Below are 19,602 nucleotides of genomic sequence, written 5' to 3' on the forward strand. Positions count from 1 at the left end.
GATAAGTAGGATTATTTACTGCGATAACTAAGTGCCTCAGATACATGGACGCTCGTTATATCTATACTATCAGAAAGGTCGGCGATGGTACGCGCTACTCTCAGTACTCTATGATACCCACGAGCGGATAAATTCAGGCGCTGCTGAGCAAGCTGTAATAGCTGCTGCTCGCTCTCTCCTAGTTGGATATATTTATCAATCTCGCTAGGACTCAGCTCATTATTGACCTTTTGTTGCCGCTGCATCTGATTTTTATGAGCGGCGGCTACCCTTACCCTCACCTGTTCGGAGGTTTCTCCAGCCTGAGCATTTTGTAAGTCAGCAATCGGTAAAGCGGGCACAGTGATATGCAAATCAATGCGATCTAATAGTGGTCCTGATAGTTTATCTTGATAGCGTTTAATCTGCTCGGGGCGACAGCGGCAACGCCCTGATGTATCGCCATCATAACCGCATGGACAAGGGTTCATAGCAGCGACCAATTGAAAATTTGCGGGAAAAGTCATTTGTGAGTTGGCACGGCTAATCGTTATTTGCTTGGCTTCCAATGGCTGCCGCAATACCTCTAACACCGTACGATCAAACTCTGGCAATTCATCAAGAAATAACACACCTTTATTCGCAAGAGTAATCTCACCAGGTTTTGGGCGTGAACCACCACCCACCAATGCCACGGCTGATATCGTATGATGAACTTGCCTAAATGGCCGTGTACCATAGTCATAATCGCTGTCTGCGACTGAATACGTACTGGCTACTTCTAACGCATCTTCGTCACTGAGGTCAGGCAAAATAGTCGGTAGACGCGATGCCATCAATGTCTTGCCTGAACCGGGCGGCCCTGTAAATAATATCGAGTGACCACCTGCAGCGGCAATCTCTAATGCACGCCGAGCATGATGCTGACCTTTGACATCGGCCAAGTCCACTTGATAACCCACATGCTGCGGTGCTGGGCTAGGTGTGACGACTGCCAAACTCTCATTGGGTATGCTTGGATTCGCTAGCGACTGTAGATGGTCGCAAACGGCTTTGAGACTCTGAGCGCCTAATACCTCTACTCCCTCGACACGGCTGGCTTCTGCCCCATTATCCATTGGCACGATTAATTTGACTGATGTTAGCTCTGCTGCTGGCTGCTGCTCATCTAGTCGTCGCTCATTACTACTTGATGACTTCACAGCCAATCGCTCCGCTTTAATTGCTCGTGCCACTGCCAAGCTGCCTGTCACTTGCCGCAAGTTTCCGTTTAGCGCCAATTCACCGATGAACTCAAACCCTGATAGCACGTCTGGGTCAAGCTGATCGCTGGCTGCCAAGATACCGATAGCAATCGGTAAATCTAGCCTTGCGCCATCTTTGGGCAAATCAGCAGGGGCCAAATTGATAGTGAGACGGCGATTGGGAAACTGAAATCCAGAATTCAATATCGCAGAACGGACTCTGTCTTTACTCTCACGTACCGCAGCTTCTGGTAGACCGACAATGGTGAGTGCAGGCAAACCTTGCGACAAGTGCACCTCAATAATAACCTTAGGTGCATGCAAACCGACGACTGAACGGGTATAGACTTGAGCAAACGACATGAGTGTTTCCTATAAAGAGGCTCTCTCGATAATAGAGGATTACACATAGGTACGCAAATGTCGTGTTTTGAGTCATAAAACCTCATGTGATTGATGATTCAATCATGAGCTTATTATCTTAATAAGTTTTGCCTAAGAGCACTCGCTATTCACCCCACTATTAACAAGGATTTGTTATACTAGCCACTGTCTATTTAGACATAAATATTGCTAGAAAGGTGATCATAAATGAACGATTTCAATTGCTACCCTTGAACCACATAAACTCTAGCAATATATATGGTCAAAACGAGGAATATCGCATGACAGAACATTCAGAACAAAACAATTCTAACAGTGCTGACCATATTGAGCAGCCTTACAATCGCGCCGGAGAGCAGCCGACCACGACACGTCCTGTCATGCAACCAGACAATCCTTATGCCAGTACACGCGGCAGTATTACGAGCAAACATCTACCCGCCTTTGATGAAGCGATCATCAATAAGTACAATCGTTCTGGGCCACGATATACCTCTTATCCAACGGCTTTAGAGTTCGCACCAATCGCTGACAGTCTTGAGACCAAAATTCTGCAGAACCGTGAAGCGCGTGCACCACTGTCTCTATATTTTCATATTCCGTTCTGTCGTCACCTTTGCTACTACTGTGCTTGCAATAAAATTATTACCAAAAAAAATAGCGACTCGGGCGATTATTTACAGTACTTAATTGCCGAAATTAAGCATAAGCGTCGCTTATTATCGGCACCCGAAGGCAGTAGCAAACCATTGGTCAAGCAGCTACATTTGGGCGGTGGTACACCCACATTTTTGCGTGATGAAGAGATGGTTCAGCTGTGGGAGTTTTTACAGACGCAGTTTGAATTTTTACCTGAAGATGAAGGTGATTACTCTATTGAGATTGACCCGCGTGAGCTGAGCAAAGACACACTAAAAGTATTGCGTGGTCTTGGTTTCAACCGTATTAGCTTAGGTGTGCAAGATTTAGATGAGACCGTACAAATCGCTGTCAATCGTGTGCATTCAGCAGAATTGATTGAAAATGTGTTAAATGAAGCTCGCGAACTCGGCTTTCACTCTATTAACATCGACTTGATTTATGGCCTACCACATCAAACGCCTGATACCTTTAACCAAACGGTACAGCGCATCATAGAGATGTCACCAGATCGTTTGTCGGTATTTAACTATGCGCATCTGCCAGAACGCTTTAAAGCGCAACGTCAGATTAAAGATGAAGATCTACCAAATCCAGCAGCGAAGCTTACGATGCTTGGTAATACCATCAATATGTTGAGCGAAGCAGGCTATCAATACATCGGTATTGATCACTTTGCAAAGCCTGACGATGAACTCGCTATCGCACAGCGCGAGGGCAAATTACATCGTAACTTTCAGGGTTACACCATCATGGGTGACTGCGACCTATTAGGATTCGGTGTCTCTTCTATCAGTCAAATTGCCAATGCCAGTACCCGCTATATCCTACAAAATGATACGGACCTGCAAGCCTACCAATCCAATATTGATATGGCGAAAATTAACCCCAATGTTATGCCTGCGGCAAAAGTCATTAAGACATCAATCAAAGATCGTCTGCGTGAATACGTGATTATGAATTTACTCTGTCATGACTATGTCGACTTTAAAGATGTGAATCAGAAATTCGGTATCGATGCGATTACCTATTTTATCGATGAAATAGCACAGCTCGGCGCCATGCAAGACGATAAGCTCATCGATATGGATGCCGCTGGTATTCGTGTTTTACCACGGGGACGCTTATTGGGTCGAAACGTTGCGATGGTCTTTGATGAGTATCTTGAGACAAAGCATAAAGATCGCTTTTCCAAAGTGATTTAAAGCAACTTTAAGAAGCAATGTTAAAAAACAACTTGAGAAAGCAACTCTGAATTTATGGCACAAAAAAGACCTCGTTTGAGGTCTTTTTTTATCTGAAATAATAGTTATCTATTACACTTTTAACTTATCACCCACCATACCTTTTACGGTACTTAAAATATCAGCAGGTAACACTACCATTTTTGAGTTATCAGATTCAGCCAGTTCACGGATTGCCTTAATATACTGCTCACCAAGTAAGTAAACAATCGGCATCTCTTCTGTGCCCATGGCGTTGGTAATCAAACGAATCGACTCTTCTGAGCCCCTCGCTAGCACTACCTGCGCTTCAGCATCACGACGTGAGGCCTCTAGACGCCCATCGGCTTCTAAGATAGCTGCTTGCTTTTGACCATCAGCACGGGTCACTGTGGCACGGCGTAGACGCTCTGCCGCCGCCTGCTCTTCCATTGATGCCTGCATGGTTTGCGACGGGTTAATATCTTGAATCTCTACTGTCTTTAGGGTGATACCCCAATCAGCGATATCTTCTGAGATTGCATGCTTTAGCTTCATCTTGATTTCGTCACGACTAGACAAGGCACTATCCAGATCCATCTCACCGATGATTGAACGCAGTGAGGTCTGCACCAGATTACGGATACCGTATTCATAATCTTCGATGCCATACACTGCTTTATCAGGGCGCACGATATTAATATAAGCCACTGCATTGGCGATAATTACCACGTTGTCTCGAGTAATGACTTCTTGTGATGGAATATCAAGGACGATGTCTTTAGTTGTCACTTTATAGGCGACATCATCAACGAAAGGAATAATCAGATTTAACCCAGGCTCTAGCGTTTGGCTGTATTTACCCAAGCGCTGCACCACCCATTTGTAACCTTGTGGAACGATACGAACACCCTTAAACACCGTAAATACGACCAGTGCCACCAAGACTAACATTACAATACTAAAGCTTCCCATAACCCACCCCTATTATTATACTTGCGTATTTTTATTAATCGCTACCTGCGATTTCATACTACTCACAATCAGCTCATTGCCAACGATATCGGTCACTACGACTCTATCACCGACTGCTACTTGTTCCCCTCTCGTCCGGCATACCCACTCAGCAGCACCAACAATAGGTACACTAAATCTGACGGTACCTGTCCTATCTGGCTGCGGCTGTACGATAATCATGCCAGTTTCACCAATGATAACGCTGCCACCTAGCCCTGCTTTAGTTCGGTCTACCGATAACGGCTTAATAAATTTGAACCAAGCCAATAAAAATATCGCTGACAATACCAGCCAAATAAGAATTTGGACGAAAACTGAAATAGGTAGTAACCACGACAGGGCTGCAACTATAATAGCCGCAGCACCAAACCAAAGGCTGGCAAACGTGGGTGCAAACATCTCAACAATCAATAAGATGAAGCCTAGTACTAGCCAATGCCAAGGTTCAATCATCCAAAGTATGTCCATCGCTGCGATACCTCTTATTTTTAATATTCTAGCTTTTAATGTAACACATTTTCAGTATCAACAATCTCTTAAAAATCATCAATATATGATGTATTTATCTTAATAAATATTAGAGAAATTATAAAAATTCAACGTATAAAAAAACGCACCCCAAAGGATGCGTTTTTTATTTATTGTTTGATTAGAACTTAAAGTGAGCACCTAAAGTAACGCCGCTCACATCAATATCAGCTAATCCATCTTCAATTTTAGGATAAATGTTATACATAGCTTCAATAGAAGCTGTAGAACTAATGTTATAACCAAGACCTAATCCACCAGCCACGCCTGTATCAGAATAGCTAAAGCTTTCATTTTCGCTAGAGTCTAATTTATCTGTATAGTCTACATCGATTTCATTTTTTGCAACACCCAAACGACCTTTTGCGTAAAGTCCAGTGTTTGGAAAAGTATAATCATATGTTGCATAAAGGCCTAACACATCGGCACTGTATTCAGATTTCTCGAAACGTTCATTGAATGCATCAGCATCACCAGTGGTTAAGTACTCGGCTTCCACACCAAATTCTGGAGTAAACTTATAACCACCGTAAACACCATATGACACTGCATCATCATCTACGTCGTCTGGACTATACTGACCAATTTTAACACCAACGTAAGGCTGACCTGCATAGTTAACAGCCGCTTGTGCGCTAACACTTATTAAAGAACCAACTGATAATGCGATCAAAGCTTTTTGTAAGGTATTCATATATCTTCCTGTTGAATGAAAATAAAGTGTAGTCTGAATGGACATAACAGAGCATACAATTTAGCCAAACTATTGTTGGATGCAGGATTCTAACAGAACCGTATTTTTAATGCACTATTTTTTGGTTATTATCATATTGTTTTTATAGCACACAAAAAAACGCACCCCAAAGGATGCGTTTTTTGTTTATGATGCGACTTGCTAAAAACTTAGAACTTGATGTTTGCACCAACAGTCATAAGATCTGTATCGCTACCTAGCATGTCGTATTCTGCTTCTACGTTGAAGTTAGGCGTTACTGAATAACCAAGACCTACACCACCAGCTAAGCTAGTATCTTTATCTTCGCCATTGTAAAGTCCACCAAGATCCGTATTTCTTGCTTCCACTTCAGTTCTTGCCACACCGACCTTACCTTTTGCGTATACACCAGTATCAGCGAAAGCATAACGATAAGTACCATAAGCACCATAAGACTTAGCATCGATATCACCACCACGGTAATCAGCATCGTCTGAACCGACATATTCTGCTTCGATACCAAAGTTAGGATCAAAGTTATAACCAGCATAAACACCGTAAGCAGTTGGGTCATCAGCGTTATTGGTATCTAAATCAAATTGACCAACTTTAGCACCGACGTACGGTTGACCAGTATAGCCATTACCATAAGATACAGCAGCTTGTGCGCCTACGCTTAATAAAGAACCAGCTACTACTGCCATTAGAGTTTTTTGTAGAGTTTTCATTTTATTTCCTTAAAATTACGTTTTGATTGGTTATATATTATCTGTATGAGAAAAGCCCACCAGATAAGCCTTCAACAAAAAGGTTTAAAAAAGTATTTATAATTTCAGCTGTGCACCAACAGTCAATAGTTTGGCATCAACATCGCTATCCATCATGTCGTATTCAGCTTCGATACCAAAATTATGATTGACTGATAATGTAAGTAATACTTTTTGTATGTTTTTCATCATTAGCTCCTTAACATCAACTCGAACAAGCAAGTTATTTCTAATGTTTTTATAACCGCGTTACCTTGCTTGCTTGCTTGCGATGAATGTAATAGTAACAAACTATTTCACGGCGTCTGTCAGTGTTTGATAGCATGAGAGTTAAGATTTGAAAGCATTCATCATTGGGCGGGTTACAAAGGCTAGAAAATGAAATCTTTTGTTACATCCAGCCTATTTATGCAATAATCCATACTCATTTCACCGTCTTCCTACTAAAAAACTAAGCTTAAAATACTCAAAAAGATATCGAATAATAAAGATTAAGGAAGAAAGTATGACCAATCTCATCACTGATCGCTTGCAAGTAGCGCTTGAAGATCTCAAAACAAGCCAACAATATCGTCAATTACTAAACCTGCAACATAATGGACAGTACGTCATGAGCAATGGCAAAGCTTTGCTTAACATTGCGAGCAATGACTATCTTGGCTTGGGTGGTGATATCAAGCTACAAACTGAATTTCTCAATCAAATAGAACAGCTACCTACTGCACAGACCCCTAAAATGAGTGCAACCTCTTCACGGCTCCTCACAGGCAACGATATACAGTTGCAATCATTAGAAGCTGAATTGCAAAGCTGGTATCAGAATGCTGTGAATCAACAAACCGCTGCGACTGAAAAATCTGTACTGGTGCTAAATAGTGGCTATCACGCCAATCTTGGTATATTGCCAGCATTGACGACTTTACCAGTCAAGACACTTATTTTGGCTGATAAGCTAGTACATGCCAGTATTATCGATGGGTTGCGTCTGAGCCAAAGCAAACTTGTCACCTATCGTCGTTACCGTCACAACGATTACGAGCACTTGGCTAGGTTTATCGAGCAAGCAGATGAAACGGTTGAGCGCATCATTATTGTCACTGAGAGTATTTTTAGTATGGATGGTGACCGCGCCAACTTACCTCAGCTGGTGCAATTAAAAGCAAATGACGCTCGTATTGAGCTATATGTCGATGAAGCACATGCCGTCGGTGTTTTAGGTGATACAGGATTGGGTCTAGCAGAAGAAACAGATACGCTGTCCGATATTGACTATTTGGTGGGGACGTTTGGGAAAGCGTTTGCTTCAGTTGGTGCTTATATCATGTGTGATAAGGTCGTCAAACAATGGCTGATTAATACGATGCGCCCACTTATTTTTAGTACGGCATTACCCCCTATCAATCATGCCTGGACACGCTTTATCTTAGCAAAAATGCCGATGTTGACTGAGCAACGTACGCATTTAGCGCAGCTGTCTATCACACTTAGCCAGGCCATCGCCCCACAACACCGTGTATCATCTACTGCTCAACATACCAGTTATGACTCTCCTATCATTCCTTATATATTGGGCGATAATGCACGTGCGCTTGCTAAAGCACAGCAGTTACAGACAGCAGGATTTTACGCGCTACCTATCAGGCCACCCACCGTTCCTGAAAACACCGCTCGTATTCGCTTAGTTATGAATGCCAAGCTGACCAATGAAGACTGCGAACGGCTAATACAACAGTTATAATTCCACTCTCTAACAGGGACAATAATCCTACTATAGTCGATTCAATTTAAAAGTAGTACAAGGCAACCAAACGTAGATGTATATCTAATACTTCAAGCGAGGTTAACGCTGTAATACTTTTATAGTGGAATGACTATATCGATTAATAACTGGCTCAATTGGATGTAATGCACTCTATGAAAAAACTCGACATACCTGATGACCTCAGTGCTAGAAAGCAAACCATCGCTCGTCATTTTGCGAGTGCTGGTGACTATGACCAACATGCCCATATTCAGCAGACAGTCTGTCAGTATTTACTAGAAAACATTGCTCAGTCCAAGCAAAGCAGTGTGCTAGAAGTGGGTGCAGGCACAGGTCAAATGACGCGCCTACTCGCTGAGCATATACAGAGCGAGTATTGGGTCATTAATGAATTATGTAATGAGCAAGCTGCTACATTGCAATCCATACTACCAACTGCTGATATCGTCATTGGTGATGCTGAGACCATAGATTTAGAGTCAAATCATAGTTTAATCGTCAGTGCCAATGCAGTGCAGTGGTTTGATAATCCATTAAGTTTTGTCACGCAGTCGGCTCGCAGCCTACAAACTGGAGGGCAACTGATATTCAGTACCTTTACCCCAAATAACTTTTTGCAAATTAAGACGCTAACAGGTCAAGGACTCTACTATCCAGATATCGACGAATGGCAATCTGCATTGGTTGATACAGGTTTTGAGAATATCGAACTCTCAACTCAGCGCTTTGATCTACCCTTCCCTACCCCCTACGCTATCCTAAAACATATGAAACTGACTGGCGTATCGACCAATCAGACACAAGTACAATCAAATAATACCCAGACTTTTATGTGGACAAAATCGCGTCTACAGCAGTTTGAGTCAGACTATTGGCAACACTTCTCAGCACAAGATGAAGGAGGACAGCCTTGTGTGAATTTAACGTATGAGGTGCTAACAGTGAGTGTGTTTAAAACTTAAACCCTCAACTTATATAGTCGGTGAAATACTAAACGGCTATGGCGTTACCCTCCTTAGATGTACTACTTGTACAATCTGCAGTCGGCTGCCTTGTACCCATTTTAGAGTTCTTTGACTATAGTAGAAGTAATGACAACTCGTAGAAATATTAGCCACAAAAAAAACGCATCCCGAAGGATGCGTTTTTTAATTTAACTAGTTAGTAGATTAGCAGTATTACTTTTTGTCTTCGTCTACTTCAGTAAACTCAGCATCAACAACGTCGTCATCGGCTTGGCTGCTATCTGCTGCACCGTCAGCACCTTGTTGGAACTGGCTTGGATCCATACCTTCTGCACCAGCGCCTGCATCAGCATAAATCTTCTGGCTAACTGGTAAGAAAGCATTATCTAACGCTTCAAGCTTGGCTTTGATGTCATCATGATCATCTTCTTTAGCTGCTGCTTCAAGCTCAGTGATAGCAGTCTCAACTGAAGATTTTTCTTCATCAGACACTTTATCTGCTGCTTCTTTTAGTGCTTTTTGCACAGCATGAATACGACCATCTGCTTCATTACGTACTTGCGCTAGGTTAGCGAACTTCTCATCTTCAGCAGCATTGGCTTCTGCATCACGAACCATTTGTTCAACTTCTTCGTCCGACAAGCCAGAATCCGCTTTAATTTGGATGCTTTGTGCTTTACCAGTACCTTTGTCAGTTGCTGAGATGTTCATGATACCATCAGCATTGATGTCAAAAGTTACTTCGATTTGTGGCAGACCACGTGGTGCTGGTGGAATATCAGTCAAATCAAAACGACCAAGCTGTTTGTTTTGGTTAGCGATTTTACGCTCACCTTGATACACCTGAATCGTTACTGCTGGTTGGTTGTCTTCAGCAGTTGAGAATACCTGTGATTTCTTAGTAGGAATCATCGTGTTTTTCTCGATAACTGGCGTCATTACACCACCCATCGTTTCGATACCTAGTGTCAGTGGCGTCACATCAAGTAGCAATACGTCAGTTTTGTCACCAGACAATACAGCACCTTGAATAGCTGCACCAGCTGCTACCGCTTCATCAGGGTTCACGTCTTTACGTGGCTCTTGACCGAAGAATTCTTGTACTTTTTGCTGTACTAGTGGCATACGAGTCTGACCACCAACTAGGATAACGTCATCGATATCACCAATTTTTAGACCAGCATCTTCAAGAGCAATTTTACAAGGGCCCATAGTACGCTGTACTAGTTCTTCCGTTAGGCTTTCTAGTTTTGAGCGGCTGATAGTAACAACCAAATGCTTAGGACCACTGCTATCAGCAGTAATATAAGGCAGGTTCACTTCAGTACTTTGAGCGCTTGATAGCTCGATTTTTGCTTTTTCTGCGGCTTCTTTTAGACGCTGCATCGCAAGAGAATCACCTTTTAGGTTAACGTCTTGGTCTTTTTTGAACTCGTCAACTAAGAAGTCAATCAATGCTGAGTCAAAGTCTTCGCCACCAAGGAAAGTATCACCGTTGGTTGCAAGTACTTCGAACTGCTGCTCGCCATCAACGTCAGCGATTTCGATGATTGATACGTCAAAAGTACCACCACCCAAATCATATACAGCAACAGTGCTATCGCCTTGCTTCTTGTCCATACCATAGGCAAGAGCAGCAGCAGTTGGTTCGTTGATGATACGTTTTACATCAAGACCAGCGATTTTACCTGCATCTTTAGTTGCTTGACGCTGTGAGTCATTGAAGTAAGCAGGTACCGTTACAACCGCTTCAGTCACGCTCTCACCAAGATAATCTTCTGCTGTTTTTTTCATTTTTTTCAAGATTTCAGCAGAAACCTGTGGTGGCGCTAATTTTTTGCCGTTGATTTCTACCCATGCATCACCGTTATCTGCTTTAGCGATTTTGTAAGGCACCATACCGATGTCTTTTTGCACAACTTTGTCATCAAAACGACGACCGATCAAACGCTTGATTGCAAACAAAGTGTTGTTTGGGTTCGTTACCGCTTGGCGCTTAGCTGACTGACCAACGAGGATTTCGTCATCTTTGTAGGCGACGATCGATGGTGTAGTGCGAGTGCCTTCAGCATTTTCGATGACTTTAACTTTATCACCTTCCATTACTGCAACACATGAGTTCGTTGTACCTAGATCAATACCAATTACTTTACCCATAATCAAATGCTCCTAATTTATTTTCAATATAAATACTTATATGTTCAGACCATAGTCGGTCACTTGTTGCTATATATCGGTTTACTTATTAATTTTTTCAAGTCAAAAGCCACGCAAAAACTGCCTTTTATGTGACTTTTTGTGAAAACCCTTACTAATAACGAGGTTTAGCACAATTAGAGACTGATTGTTTGCTGCTTATATAATGAAGTCATAACTTCAAACACTACTGCTTCAGACAATGTCAGCTTAAATACTATTGACCGACGCGTACCATTGCTGGGCGCAACAGACGACCATTCAAGCTATAGCCTTTTTGTAGTACGGTTCCAACGGTATCAGCTTCAGCGTCTGCATCAATACCAACGGCTTCATGAAAATCAGCGTTAAATTTTTCGCCTTGTGGATCAACTGCTTCTACGCCGTTCTTAGTGAGTAGTGCTAATAGCGCTTTATGCGTCAATTGCACACCTTCAGCTACTGGATCGTTGGCGTTGGCATTTTCCATGGCACGCTCTAAGTTATCAACGATATCTAGCAGCTCTTTAGCAAATTTTTGTAGAGCGAATTTTTTGCTCTTGTCAGCTTCTTGCTCCATGCGTTTTTGTGCATTGTAAGCTTCTGCATTGGCGCGGGCAGTTGTTTCTTTGGCTTGCTTAACTTCGCCTTCTAACTCAGCGATGCGCGCTTTAAAAGTATCAAGATCGATATCGTTTTCGATAGTCATCTCTTCGCCTGAATTATTTTGTGGATCAAACTCTTTCATCGTTTCTTCTAGAATACTGTCAGTATGGCCGATGTTGTCATGCACCACAGTTTGCTCAGCAGATTCGTGATTGGTATTTTGCTCGCTCATGATAGCTCCTTAGAATGTAATAATGACGATTCATATAGAATGCAATAGATAGGCTCATCGCCAGTCATACTGCGACCTTATTAGATACTTAAAACATTTTGCTCATTGTTTTTATTAATGCGCTTTACTAGCTGCTTGATAAAGGTGATGAGTATAAATTTCAAGCCTAAGAAGAGGATTTTTTTACTTTAATGCGAAGAATTTCTAACAACTGCTTTTAATAGCTATTTTATCACCTTGAGCCACAAACTATTGATAGTATGAGTAGTGACGCTGTAAACAACATTATATAAACAGCAACACTCTTATTCTGCTGTATTGCTGCTAGTAGCTCGCATATAAGTAACGTACAGCGGCTTATGAATACAACCACTTATTGTTCAAATTATATTTTGACAGCGGTATTTTGCTAGATGTACTTTAACAGTAATGCGTTTAAGCCTGTACCAACCATCTAATTCAGTTAGGACCCTTATGCCCATACTAACTTTACCTGTATCACGCTACCGTCGACACGCCTTGTACTATGCGTTAAAAAGCTTGGGCTACTTGCCAGCTCCATTATTAGAGCGACTGAACCGGTCTCTAAATTCGCCCACCGTGGCACAGTATCCACATGCTGACGGGCATTTGCGTGCCATTATTGGTGCCAATAAGAAAATGAAGCAGCCCATAAAAGTATCTCAGCTCACTCAGATGCGCAAAAAGTTTGCTGTAGATGCGGTATCCATGCAATCGCCAAACGTTTGGCAGACGCAACCGAATAGCGCACGGGTGCAAGCTAAAAATCCGCAAGCTAAAAGCCTGCAAACTAAGAAAACAGCTAGTCAGCAAGTAACTTGGCAAGACAAAACGATTGCTAATGCCGATGGCGAAGACATGCAGATACGCTGCTATGGGACAGGGCAACATAGCAATCCTGATAAAGTCGTGATGCTATTTATTCATGGTGGTGGGTTTTGTATCGGTGATATTGATACGCATCATGAATTTTGCCATACCGTCTGCCAGCAAACTGGCTGGGCAGTTGCGAGTGTCGACTATCGATTGGCTCCTGAACATACTGCTCCAACGGCCCTCAGAGATTGTTTAGCCGCTTACTTATGGCTATCAGAGCATTGTCATACGATGGGTGCGTTACCCTCTCGTATTGTTTTATCGGGAGACAGTGCAGGTGGTTGCCTTGCAACACTAGTGGCACAGCAAGTGATTTCACCTGACGAGGCACAGTGGCAGCAATTGAAAATACATAGCGTAACCGACATACAAACAGTCCAGCGCTTGCCGCATCCATTGGCGCAGCTACCGCTTTATCCTGTGATCGACATTACCGCCGAACACCCTAGTTGGGCACTGTACGGTGAAGGGCTATTTTTAGATCATAATGATGCTGAAGTGTTTGACGCCGCTTATGTGGTGCATAGTACCATCCCGCCAGAGCATGGCTTTGTCTCGGTGGCACGTGGTGATAGCACAGACATGTGCCCAAGCTATATCGTGGCAGCAGAGCTTGATATTTTGCGCGATGAAGCGCTTGATTATGCCGAGCGGCTAAAAGCAAAAGGATATCCAGTTAAAGTCCATACAGTACTGGGCGCACCGCATGGCTTTATTCATTTGATGAGTATTCATAGTGGTCTAAACCACGAGGTCCATCACATCATCAGTGATTTTGCTAAATGGGTACACACGCTGTGTCAGACTGCTGACTGAACAGTGATAAGCCATACCTCAGACCGTGAACCCAATCGAAAAGGAATACCCCAAAAGCCATAGCCTGATGACACCACAAAGTGCCCAAGCCCAATGGCCTCGTAACCGTAACCCAAACGGTTGATGGCTCGCACAATAAAATTGGCGGGAAATATTTGCCCATCATGTGTGTGACCTGATACCTGTAAATCAATAGGTAGCTTACTGTGTTCTATAATATCACTCGGTCTATGATCTAGCAGTATCACGGGCACAGTGGTATCCACTTGCGATAACAGCTCGGTGGTTGCGACTCGCTCACGCTTATGATTGTCAAAACGTCCAATCAACCAAACTGGTTGATCTTGATGGTTAATACACAGCACATCATCATTCAATAAATGCACGCCAGCACTGCGTAACGAGTCACTAATCGGCCGCTCATGCCCGTACAAGTCGTGATTACCTAGCGTGGCATACACACCTAAGGGCAATTGATTGCAAAGTTTGGTCAGGTTGGTCTGCATATCATATGCTGCATAGGCATGCGTATTATCATCCATGATATCGCCCGGCATCAACAACATATCAGCGCGCTGCTCAACAAGCACACGACCTAATCTATCAATCGCACGACTCCCAAACAAGCGGCCCAAATGTAAATCACTGGCCACTGCAATACGCAATTGTCCCTGCATAGACTTATTGATATGAATGGTGCGTTTCCTTACCACTGGCACATAAGCACTATGTAAGGCGTAAACAAACAGCCCAATAAATAAGACAAAGGCAAATACGCGAAGGCCAAAAGCGATGGTTTCTGGTTGACTGATTATACTGCCAAATACCATTGTGCTTAATAAATAACTGCCATATACCGCACCGGTAAATCCAGCGGTAAGTATTATAAAATGCATCACTAGCATCCAACCACTCACCCATCGGTAGCTATTTGCGAGCAGTTTGCTGACGCTTAGCAGCAATAAACCATTACTGATTATAAAAACCGTTATCATAACCGCTGTTTGTAATGCGGAGGTTGTCCAAGGCTGTAACCACCACTGTAGGCTTAGTGCAGCGCCCAAGCTAAATAGTTGCAGCAAACCAATGATAACTGCAAAAAATACGTAGCGCATGGGCGTTCCTCTTTTGTTTTATCTTATTGTTATATAGTTGATTCAGTTAAAAGAGAGTCAAGGTAATCGAGTGCAGATGTATATGTGATACTTCAAGCGAGGTTAACGCTGTCACTCTTTTATAGAGAGTTAACTATAGTGTGGTGGCGTGGTACACAGTGCTATTAAGTGTATGTTTTACAATAATACTAAAGCTAGAATCATTGTCTTCATAGCCGCTGTTTTTATAGCTTCTGTTTTGGGGCACTACCTCCTTATTACTATGTTCATAAAACCAATAAAGTAATAATTCTTACTTTGCTGACTGTAACGTAATCATCCAAATCTCTGAACGTGTGCCTAATCTAAAAGGCACTGCTCCTATACCATAACCTGACGTCACCAAAAACTGCGTACTCTCTATTGTTTTGGTGCCATAGTTTAGCGGTGAGAACCAATTCATCAGTATCGTTAATGGAAAAATTTGTCCGCCATGGGTATGACCAGACAGGTGCAAATCCACTGGCAACTCTTTTATCTCTTCCATCATAGATGGAGGATGCTCTAAAAACACCACAGGCTTATCAGTATCAACTTGAGTCAATAACTCATCCGCTGACAACCTAGTCTGGTCGACATCATCTGAACGCCCAACCAACCATACTGAATCATTGAGCAGCACACTCTCATTATCAAGCGCTTTGATCCCTGCTGCTTCAACAGCTTGAGCGATCTCTTCATCGTAACCTCGATAGTCATGATTGCCTAAAGTAGCATAAACCCCAAGTGGCGCCTTCAGCTTTGATAAATGCTCATGCATATTGGTATTGTCATAAGCAATCGTCGTGTCATGCATGATATCTCCTGCTATGACGACCACATCAGGGTGTTGGGCATCGACCAAATCTACCAACTTATCTATCTGGTGGTTTCCAAACCATCTACCCCAATGAGTATCAGACACTAATGCTATGCTCATAGGCTTATTGAGCGGCTTATCTGTCGTAACCGTCAAACGGTGTACCACAGGCGAATACGCATTAAATACAGCTAAGCTGACAATAAATGCATAAGTAGTCAAGGCAAACACGCGTAACAATTTAGGGCGCGGCTGCCGCTTCAAAACCTTATAAAAAATAAGTGCTAAGACAGCAACTATCACACCAGCATAGAACATAAAGCCTTGTAAGATACCGCTGACCAGATAAACATTAAAACGCTCACCCCAAAAATCGCTTAGACCGTACAGTAGAAAGCCATTATTAACGATAAAAACACTGAGTACCAAACGCACCTTCACACTCTGGCGTTTTGGTTTAATAAACCACCAAAGCAATAGACAAGTCATGATAGAGAGCAGTTGCGTGAAACCAATAAAAAGCCACATAGTAAAATCTACTCAGATAAAAATGAGATTATCTTACTTTAAAAACAGCTTATTATTGGCACTTAGACTATATTCCATATTTTTTACATAAAGCTTTATAAGATAAAATCGTATGATTTATCGTAAGAATCGTACAGACAACAAAGGTGAAAAGATGAATAAACGCTGGGGTTTTTGGACACTTTGGGTTTGTATTAGTGCAGTAGCAGGTTTTGTATGGGGAGTTGCATTAAACGATAATTCTGGGTTATCTATAGCTGGCATGGCGTCAGGAATTGGCTGCTTTATTATCTTCTATACGTTGCTTGATGATTTTTCACGTAAAAATCAGTGGCATCGGTCTATAGCAGCATTACAGAAAGGCGTCTACGTAAAAGCAGGACTACAGATTTTGAATCTGGCCATGCCTATTTTTCCTTTTATATCACCAGAGATTTTGGCAGGGGTAGCGGCTAGCTATATCGTTGAACTGTTAGGGTTGGGTTTTCACCAGTCCTTCTTATCAAGTTTTGCCATGACGTTAATAACTGGTACTTTATTGTCATTATGCGTCGGGGTTATCAGTCTTATTATTCTTTTGATATCAAATAAGGAAGCACGTACTATTACGACAAACAACGTGTCATAAAGCTGCTTGCCGTAGAATCGTCTTAATTGTTTTTGATAGAACTGCCCTAACGTTTATCTGGTGCTATTTTACAGACGCCGTTTTCACACGCTTGCAGGACTGCTGTGCCATACACCATCTTGGTCACCCAGTTTGGAATTCGATAGCGATTGCGAGCGACATACGGATAAGCAAAGTTACCCAGTTGTTTGACCACTGGCAAAAACAACAACGGTGACCATTTAACGCCGCCTGTCTTATATAGCAGCCGTACAGCATCCATATGTGTATACCAATTGCCATAACTGTCTTTCATACACATATAAGTCATCGCATCCTCACGGCTGAATCCTGCGGCCGCCAGCTCATCTAGCCCCTCCTCTACAGGAACTAAGCGTATTTTCTCTGGTTGACGTTTTTTCATATTATGCGCCTCAGTGCTGCATATCACGCACGCATCGTCATAGTACATCGTGATGGATAAATTTGCTTGCTCTCTGTAGCTGTTGATATGGTTCTGGATAATCATGTTAGGACTCCTTTATGAGTGATACCTCAGTATCAAGACTATTAGATTTTTTATTCATGTTAACTACGGGATACTTATTGACTGGTGCTAAAAAAGGAATGACGGGTTGCTGCGTCCACTGCGGTGCGGCGGCATCTAAGCGCTTAGCCAGTACTGGTAGGTGATTAGTCGGCACTGCTGGAAATAGATGGTGCTCGATGTGATAGAGCAAGTTAAAAGTCAGTAGATTAATCAACGGATGGCGCTCACTACGGGCGTATACCACGTCATCACAACCATGATGTACACTCCATACGGCAAAGAATCCCACCATCGTATTGGCCAATATCATCACCAATACGTGATAGATCAATATTGGGTGCATCGTGATAAAACCAGTGGCAATCACTGCGAAAATGAGCAACATATCACAGGCAACCAGAATGCGATTGTGACGACTACCATGCGTCAAGCCAAACCACTGAATCGCAATCGAAAAAATCCCGCCGCCCAATATCGCCTGATACCACGGTAGGCGTGCCCAGTTACCTTCGACATCGCTATCGCCAAGCGGATCTTGATGATGATTGAGATGTGTGTGCCGAATAGCGTGTGTGCTACAGAGCATCGTGATACTAAGTAAAAAAAGCATGAGCCCAGTGGCAAGCCTCCCTACTCCCAACGTTCGATGATAACAATCATGCGCTTGTCTCAGTGCAGCGGTGAAAAAGAAAAAAGTCGCCACAAGCGCAAGTAACCACCACCCTTGCCACGCGCTCCACCATGACAGCAATAGAAAAGGTAATGATAAAAAAATATTATAAATATTCTCGCTCAGACTAAGCTGACGCAAATCTTGCCATTCAATATTGGCTAACGAAGGATGACGCATGATGTTCTCCTTACTTAGTGATAAGCAATAGCTGTCTTACTGGCGCGACCACTTAATTTAATTGGCTTAGTATTATTTATTTTATTTCTGTCAAAAATGAAATTCATAGACAAATTTTATTGATGTTTAGGTAATGCGATCAGACCCGTGACTATGGCACTTGCGCCACCAACACAGCAAATTAGCATGATATTTACTACGGAATCTATCGAATCCGACTTTAACATAAACCAAACTATACATAGAAACGTGCTCATAAAACCAACAGTAAATAAAGGCAGTACCTTTCTCATAGAATCAAAATAAATCTCAAGTTTGTATGCGCTATAGCCAGTCAATAATGCAGGCAACAAACCCAAAGGGAAACCAAAAACCGTACCAACTGCTAGTATTTTTATAAAGTCTGGTATTTCTTGTAGAGAAACACTTCCCTCAATTACAGAAAATACAATTATAAAAGAAGTAGCAATTAGACCTCCTATCGCACCACCTAAGAGCCCATAGATGCCTATTACTTTACCTTTCGGATAATTGGAGACACTAACTGTAACGCTGCTCTCAATGTCGCTCATAAATACCTCTACGTAGGTTTCACATGAAACAATTCGACCTATAAGTAAGTCCTTTATTTTAAATAAAAAACTAGTCAATTTAAGACTTAGGAATAGTTAATCCACCTATGATAATAGCGCTAAATAATCCCGACAAGCCCACTAATATAGCTAAGAGAAATAGTTCAAGATCCATTGATCCAACCATCGTCATAGCTATTAGACTAAATGGAATAGTTACAACAAAACCAAGTAAGCCTAAGGCGAGCCAGTCTCTAAACGTTCTAAGGTACAGTTTTATATAAATGACAATACCTGCAGTTATTAAGGCAGGAAGTAGACCTATTGTCACCTTAACAACAAGACCTTCAAATATATTCTCTATAAAGTACTGAAAGTCAAAGCCTTGCCATGGTCCTCGTAGAAAGCTCTCAAATAAAAAGAGCGTAAAAACTATGACATTAGCCCCTACCCACCCACCGAGTAGACCGAATCCTATAAGCACTTTTAACCAAGGGTAAGGCTTATTAATACTTTTCTTTTTTAGCATTAAATTTAAATTTTTATCACTTTTAGAAACCATATTTTTATCGTCTTAATACTTTGATGTAAGCAAATCGTTATGCTTTAGGAAA

Annotated in this window: 19 protein-coding genes; 5 read left to right on the plus strand and 14 right to left on the minus strand. The window is 42.2% G+C overall.

The window, feature by feature from the left end; all coding sequences use genetic code 11:
* Window positions 1–11: 11 nt before the first annotated feature.
* Window positions 12–1,586, minus strand: a complete 1,575-nt coding sequence (locus I6E61_RS00165) for a YifB family Mg chelatase-like AAA ATPase (protein ID WP_197128396.1) — start codon at window positions 1,584–1,586, stop codon at window positions 12–14.
* 401 nt (window positions 1,587–1,987) lie between these two features.
* On the opposite strand from I6E61_RS00165, the gene hemN reads away from it, so the two are divergent.
* Entirely contained in the window at window positions 1,988–3,451 is a 1,464-nt protein-coding gene (gene hemN, locus I6E61_RS00170; protein WP_227685635.1) for an oxygen-independent coproporphyrinogen III oxidase, read from the plus strand.
* A 111-nt stretch (window positions 3,452–3,562) separates the two neighbouring features.
* Here hemN and I6E61_RS00175 read toward each other — a convergent pair whose 3' ends face one another.
* From I6E61_RS00175 to I6E61_RS14255, 5 genes are all read right to left on the minus strand, one after another.
* Window positions 3,563–4,423 (minus strand): SPFH domain-containing protein, encoded by an 861-nt coding sequence (locus I6E61_RS00175; protein ID WP_110922177.1) that lies wholly within the window; start codon window positions 4,421–4,423, stop codon window positions 3,563–3,565.
* A 15-nt stretch (window positions 4,424–4,438) separates the two neighbouring features.
* On the minus strand, window positions 4,439–4,918 hold the full coding sequence (locus I6E61_RS00180) for an NfeD family protein (RefSeq protein WP_197129407.1): 480 nt from the start codon (window positions 4,916–4,918) through the stop codon (window positions 4,439–4,441).
* A gap of 196 nt (window positions 4,919–5,114) precedes the next feature.
* Window positions 5,115–5,687 (minus strand): porin family protein, encoded by a 573-nt coding sequence (locus I6E61_RS00185; protein ID WP_197128400.1) that lies wholly within the window; start codon window positions 5,685–5,687, stop codon window positions 5,115–5,117.
* 209 nt (window positions 5,688–5,896) lie between these two features.
* Window positions 5,897–6,436 carry a porin family protein gene (locus I6E61_RS00190; protein WP_197128402.1) on the minus strand — a complete coding sequence of 180 codons (540 nt, stop codon included), beginning with the start codon at window positions 6,434–6,436 and terminating at the stop codon, window positions 5,897–5,899.
* 96 nt (window positions 6,437–6,532) lie between these two features.
* A complete protein-coding gene (locus tag I6E61_RS14255) occupies window positions 6,533–6,664 on the minus strand; it encodes a hypothetical protein (RefSeq protein WP_265091270.1) in 132 nt (43 codons plus the stop codon).
* A gap of 316 nt (window positions 6,665–6,980) precedes the next feature.
* Between I6E61_RS14255 and I6E61_RS00200 the strand changes: the two genes are divergently transcribed.
* Together I6E61_RS00200 and I6E61_RS00205 are read left to right on the plus strand one after the other, a co-directional pair.
* Entirely contained in the window at window positions 6,981–8,213 is a 1,233-nt protein-coding gene (locus I6E61_RS00200; RefSeq protein WP_197128404.1) for an 8-amino-7-oxononanoate synthase, read from the plus strand.
* 176 nt (window positions 8,214–8,389) lie between these two features.
* Window positions 8,390–9,199, plus strand: coding sequence for a methyltransferase domain-containing protein (locus I6E61_RS00205; RefSeq protein WP_197128406.1), 810 nt, complete (start codon window positions 8,390–8,392; stop codon window positions 9,197–9,199).
* Between the two features lie 216 nt (window positions 9,200–9,415).
* Here the strand turns inward: I6E61_RS00205 and dnaK are convergent, their stop codons facing one another.
* Both dnaK and grpE read right to left on the minus strand, forming a co-directional pair.
* Window positions 9,416–11,359 carry a molecular chaperone DnaK gene (dnaK, locus tag I6E61_RS00210; protein WP_110922170.1) on the minus strand — a complete coding sequence of 648 codons (1,944 nt, stop codon included), beginning with the start codon at window positions 11,357–11,359 and terminating at the stop codon, window positions 9,416–9,418.
* Window positions 11,360–11,615: 256 nt separating this feature from the next.
* Window positions 11,616–12,215 (minus strand): nucleotide exchange factor GrpE, encoded by a 600-nt coding sequence (gene grpE / locus I6E61_RS00215; protein WP_197128408.1) that lies wholly within the window; start codon window positions 12,213–12,215, stop codon window positions 11,616–11,618.
* 474 nt (window positions 12,216–12,689) lie between these two features.
* On the opposite strand from grpE, the gene I6E61_RS00220 reads away from it, so the two are divergent.
* Complete coding sequence (locus tag I6E61_RS00220) at window positions 12,690–13,928, plus strand: alpha/beta hydrolase (RefSeq protein WP_197128410.1); 1,239 nt, start codon at window positions 12,690–12,692, stop codon at window positions 13,926–13,928.
* Here I6E61_RS00220 and I6E61_RS00225 read toward each other — a convergent pair.
* Window positions 13,913–15,043: a metallophosphoesterase gene (locus I6E61_RS00225; protein WP_197128412.1), complete on the minus strand. Its 1,131-nt coding sequence runs from the start codon at window positions 15,041–15,043 to the stop codon at window positions 13,913–13,915. The two genes, I6E61_RS00220 and I6E61_RS00225, sit on opposite strands and share 16 nt — an antisense overlap.
* Before the next feature lie 292 nt (window positions 15,044–15,335).
* Complete coding sequence (locus tag I6E61_RS00230; RefSeq protein ID WP_197128414.1) at window positions 15,336–16,409, minus strand: metallophosphoesterase; 1,074 nt, start codon at window positions 16,407–16,409, stop codon at window positions 15,336–15,338.
* 154 nt (window positions 16,410–16,563) lie between these two features.
* Between I6E61_RS00230 and I6E61_RS00235 the strand changes: the two genes are divergently transcribed.
* A complete protein-coding gene (locus I6E61_RS00235; protein ID WP_197128416.1) occupies window positions 16,564–17,037 on the plus strand; it encodes a hypothetical protein in 474 nt (157 codons plus the stop codon).
* A gap of 46 nt (window positions 17,038–17,083) precedes the next feature.
* Here I6E61_RS00235 and I6E61_RS00240 read toward each other — a convergent pair whose 3' ends face one another.
* The 4 genes from I6E61_RS00240 to I6E61_RS00255 all read right to left on the minus strand — a co-directional run bounded on the left by I6E61_RS00240 (window position 17,084) and on the right by I6E61_RS00255 (window position 19,550).
* Window positions 17,084–17,545: a thiol-disulfide oxidoreductase DCC family protein gene (locus I6E61_RS00240; RefSeq protein ID WP_197128418.1), complete on the minus strand. Its 462-nt coding sequence runs from the start codon at window positions 17,543–17,545 to the stop codon at window positions 17,084–17,086.
* Between the two features lies 1 nt (window position 17,546).
* The gene (locus I6E61_RS00245) at window positions 17,547–18,416 is read right to left on the minus strand and encodes a fatty acid desaturase (RefSeq protein ID WP_197128420.1); all 870 of its coding nucleotides are present in this window, start codon (window positions 18,414–18,416) and stop codon (window positions 17,547–17,549) included.
* A 116-nt stretch (window positions 18,417–18,532) separates the two neighbouring features.
* Window positions 18,533–18,988: a hypothetical protein gene (locus I6E61_RS00250; RefSeq protein ID WP_197128422.1), complete on the minus strand. Its 456-nt coding sequence runs from the start codon at window positions 18,986–18,988 to the stop codon at window positions 18,533–18,535.
* A gap of 79 nt (window positions 18,989–19,067) precedes the next feature.
* On the minus strand, window positions 19,068–19,550 hold the full coding sequence (locus tag I6E61_RS00255) for a hypothetical protein (protein WP_197128424.1): 483 nt from the start codon (window positions 19,548–19,550) through the stop codon (window positions 19,068–19,070).
* Window positions 19,551–19,602: the final 52 nt, after the last annotated feature.

It is taken from the genome of Psychrobacter sp. NZS113 (assembly GCF_015864825.1).
Lineage (GTDB): Bacteria > Pseudomonadota > Gammaproteobacteria > Pseudomonadales > Moraxellaceae > Psychrobacter.

What these genes read in the sequence shown, in the direction of transcription:
- I6E61_RS00225 (WP_197128412.1), bottom strand. Translation starts at nt 15,043, where the DNA reads ATGCGCTACGTATTTTTTGCAGTTATCATTGGTTTGCTGCAACTATTT.
- I6E61_RS00230 (WP_197128414.1), bottom strand. Translation starts at nt 16,409, where the DNA reads ATGTGGCTTTTTATTGGTTTCACGCAACTGCTCTCTATCATGACTTGT.
- I6E61_RS00175 (WP_110922177.1), bottom strand. Translation starts at nt 4,423, where the DNA reads ATGGGAAGCTTTAGTATTGTAATGTTAGTCTTGGTGGCACTGGTCGTA.
- I6E61_RS00240 (WP_197128418.1), bottom strand. Translation starts at nt 17,545, where the DNA reads ATGATTATCCAGAACCATATCAACAGCTACAGAGAGCAAGCAAATTTA.
- I6E61_RS00235 (WP_197128416.1), top strand. Translation starts at nt 16,564, where the DNA reads ATGAATAAACGCTGGGGTTTTTGGACACTTTGGGTTTGTATTAGTGCA.
- I6E61_RS00200 (WP_197128404.1), top strand. Translation starts at nt 6,981, where the DNA reads ATGACCAATCTCATCACTGATCGCTTGCAAGTAGCGCTTGAAGATCTC.
- I6E61_RS00255 (WP_197128424.1), bottom strand. Translation starts at nt 19,550, where the DNA reads ATGGTTTCTAAAAGTGATAAAAATTTAAATTTAATGCTAAAAAAGAAA.
- grpE (WP_197128408.1), bottom strand. Translation starts at nt 12,215, where the DNA reads ATGAGCGAGCAAAATACCAATCACGAATCTGCTGAGCAAACTGTGGTG.
- I6E61_RS00220 (WP_197128410.1), top strand. Translation starts at nt 12,690, where the DNA reads ATGCCCATACTAACTTTACCTGTATCACGCTACCGTCGACACGCCTTG.
- I6E61_RS14255 (WP_265091270.1), bottom strand. Translation starts at nt 6,664, where the DNA reads ATGAAAAACATACAAAAAGTATTACTTACATTATCAGTCAATCATAAT.
- I6E61_RS00250 (WP_197128422.1), bottom strand. Translation starts at nt 18,988, where the DNA reads ATGAGCGACATTGAGAGCAGCGTTACAGTTAGTGTCTCCAATTATCCG.
- I6E61_RS00165 (WP_197128396.1), bottom strand. Translation starts at nt 1,586, where the DNA reads ATGTCGTTTGCTCAAGTCTATACCCGTTCAGTCGTCGGTTTGCATGCA.
- I6E61_RS00185 (WP_197128400.1), bottom strand. Translation starts at nt 5,687, where the DNA reads ATGAATACCTTACAAAAAGCTTTGATCGCATTATCAGTTGGTTCTTTA.
- I6E61_RS00180 (WP_197129407.1), bottom strand. Translation starts at nt 4,918, where the DNA reads ATGATTGAACCTTGGCATTGGCTAGTACTAGGCTTCATCTTATTGATT.
- I6E61_RS00205 (WP_197128406.1), top strand. Translation starts at nt 8,390, where the DNA reads ATGAAAAAACTCGACATACCTGATGACCTCAGTGCTAGAAAGCAAACC.
- dnaK (WP_110922170.1), bottom strand. Translation starts at nt 11,359, where the DNA reads ATGGGTAAAGTAATTGGTATTGATCTAGGTACAACGAACTCATGTGTT.
- hemN (WP_227685635.1), top strand. Translation starts at nt 1,988, where the DNA reads ATGCAACCAGACAATCCTTATGCCAGTACACGCGGCAGTATTACGAGC.
- I6E61_RS00190 (WP_197128402.1), bottom strand. Translation starts at nt 6,436, where the DNA reads ATGAAAACTCTACAAAAAACTCTAATGGCAGTAGTAGCTGGTTCTTTA.
- I6E61_RS00245 (WP_197128420.1), bottom strand. Translation starts at nt 18,416, where the DNA reads ATGCGTCATCCTTCGTTAGCCAATATTGAATGGCAAGATTTGCGTCAG.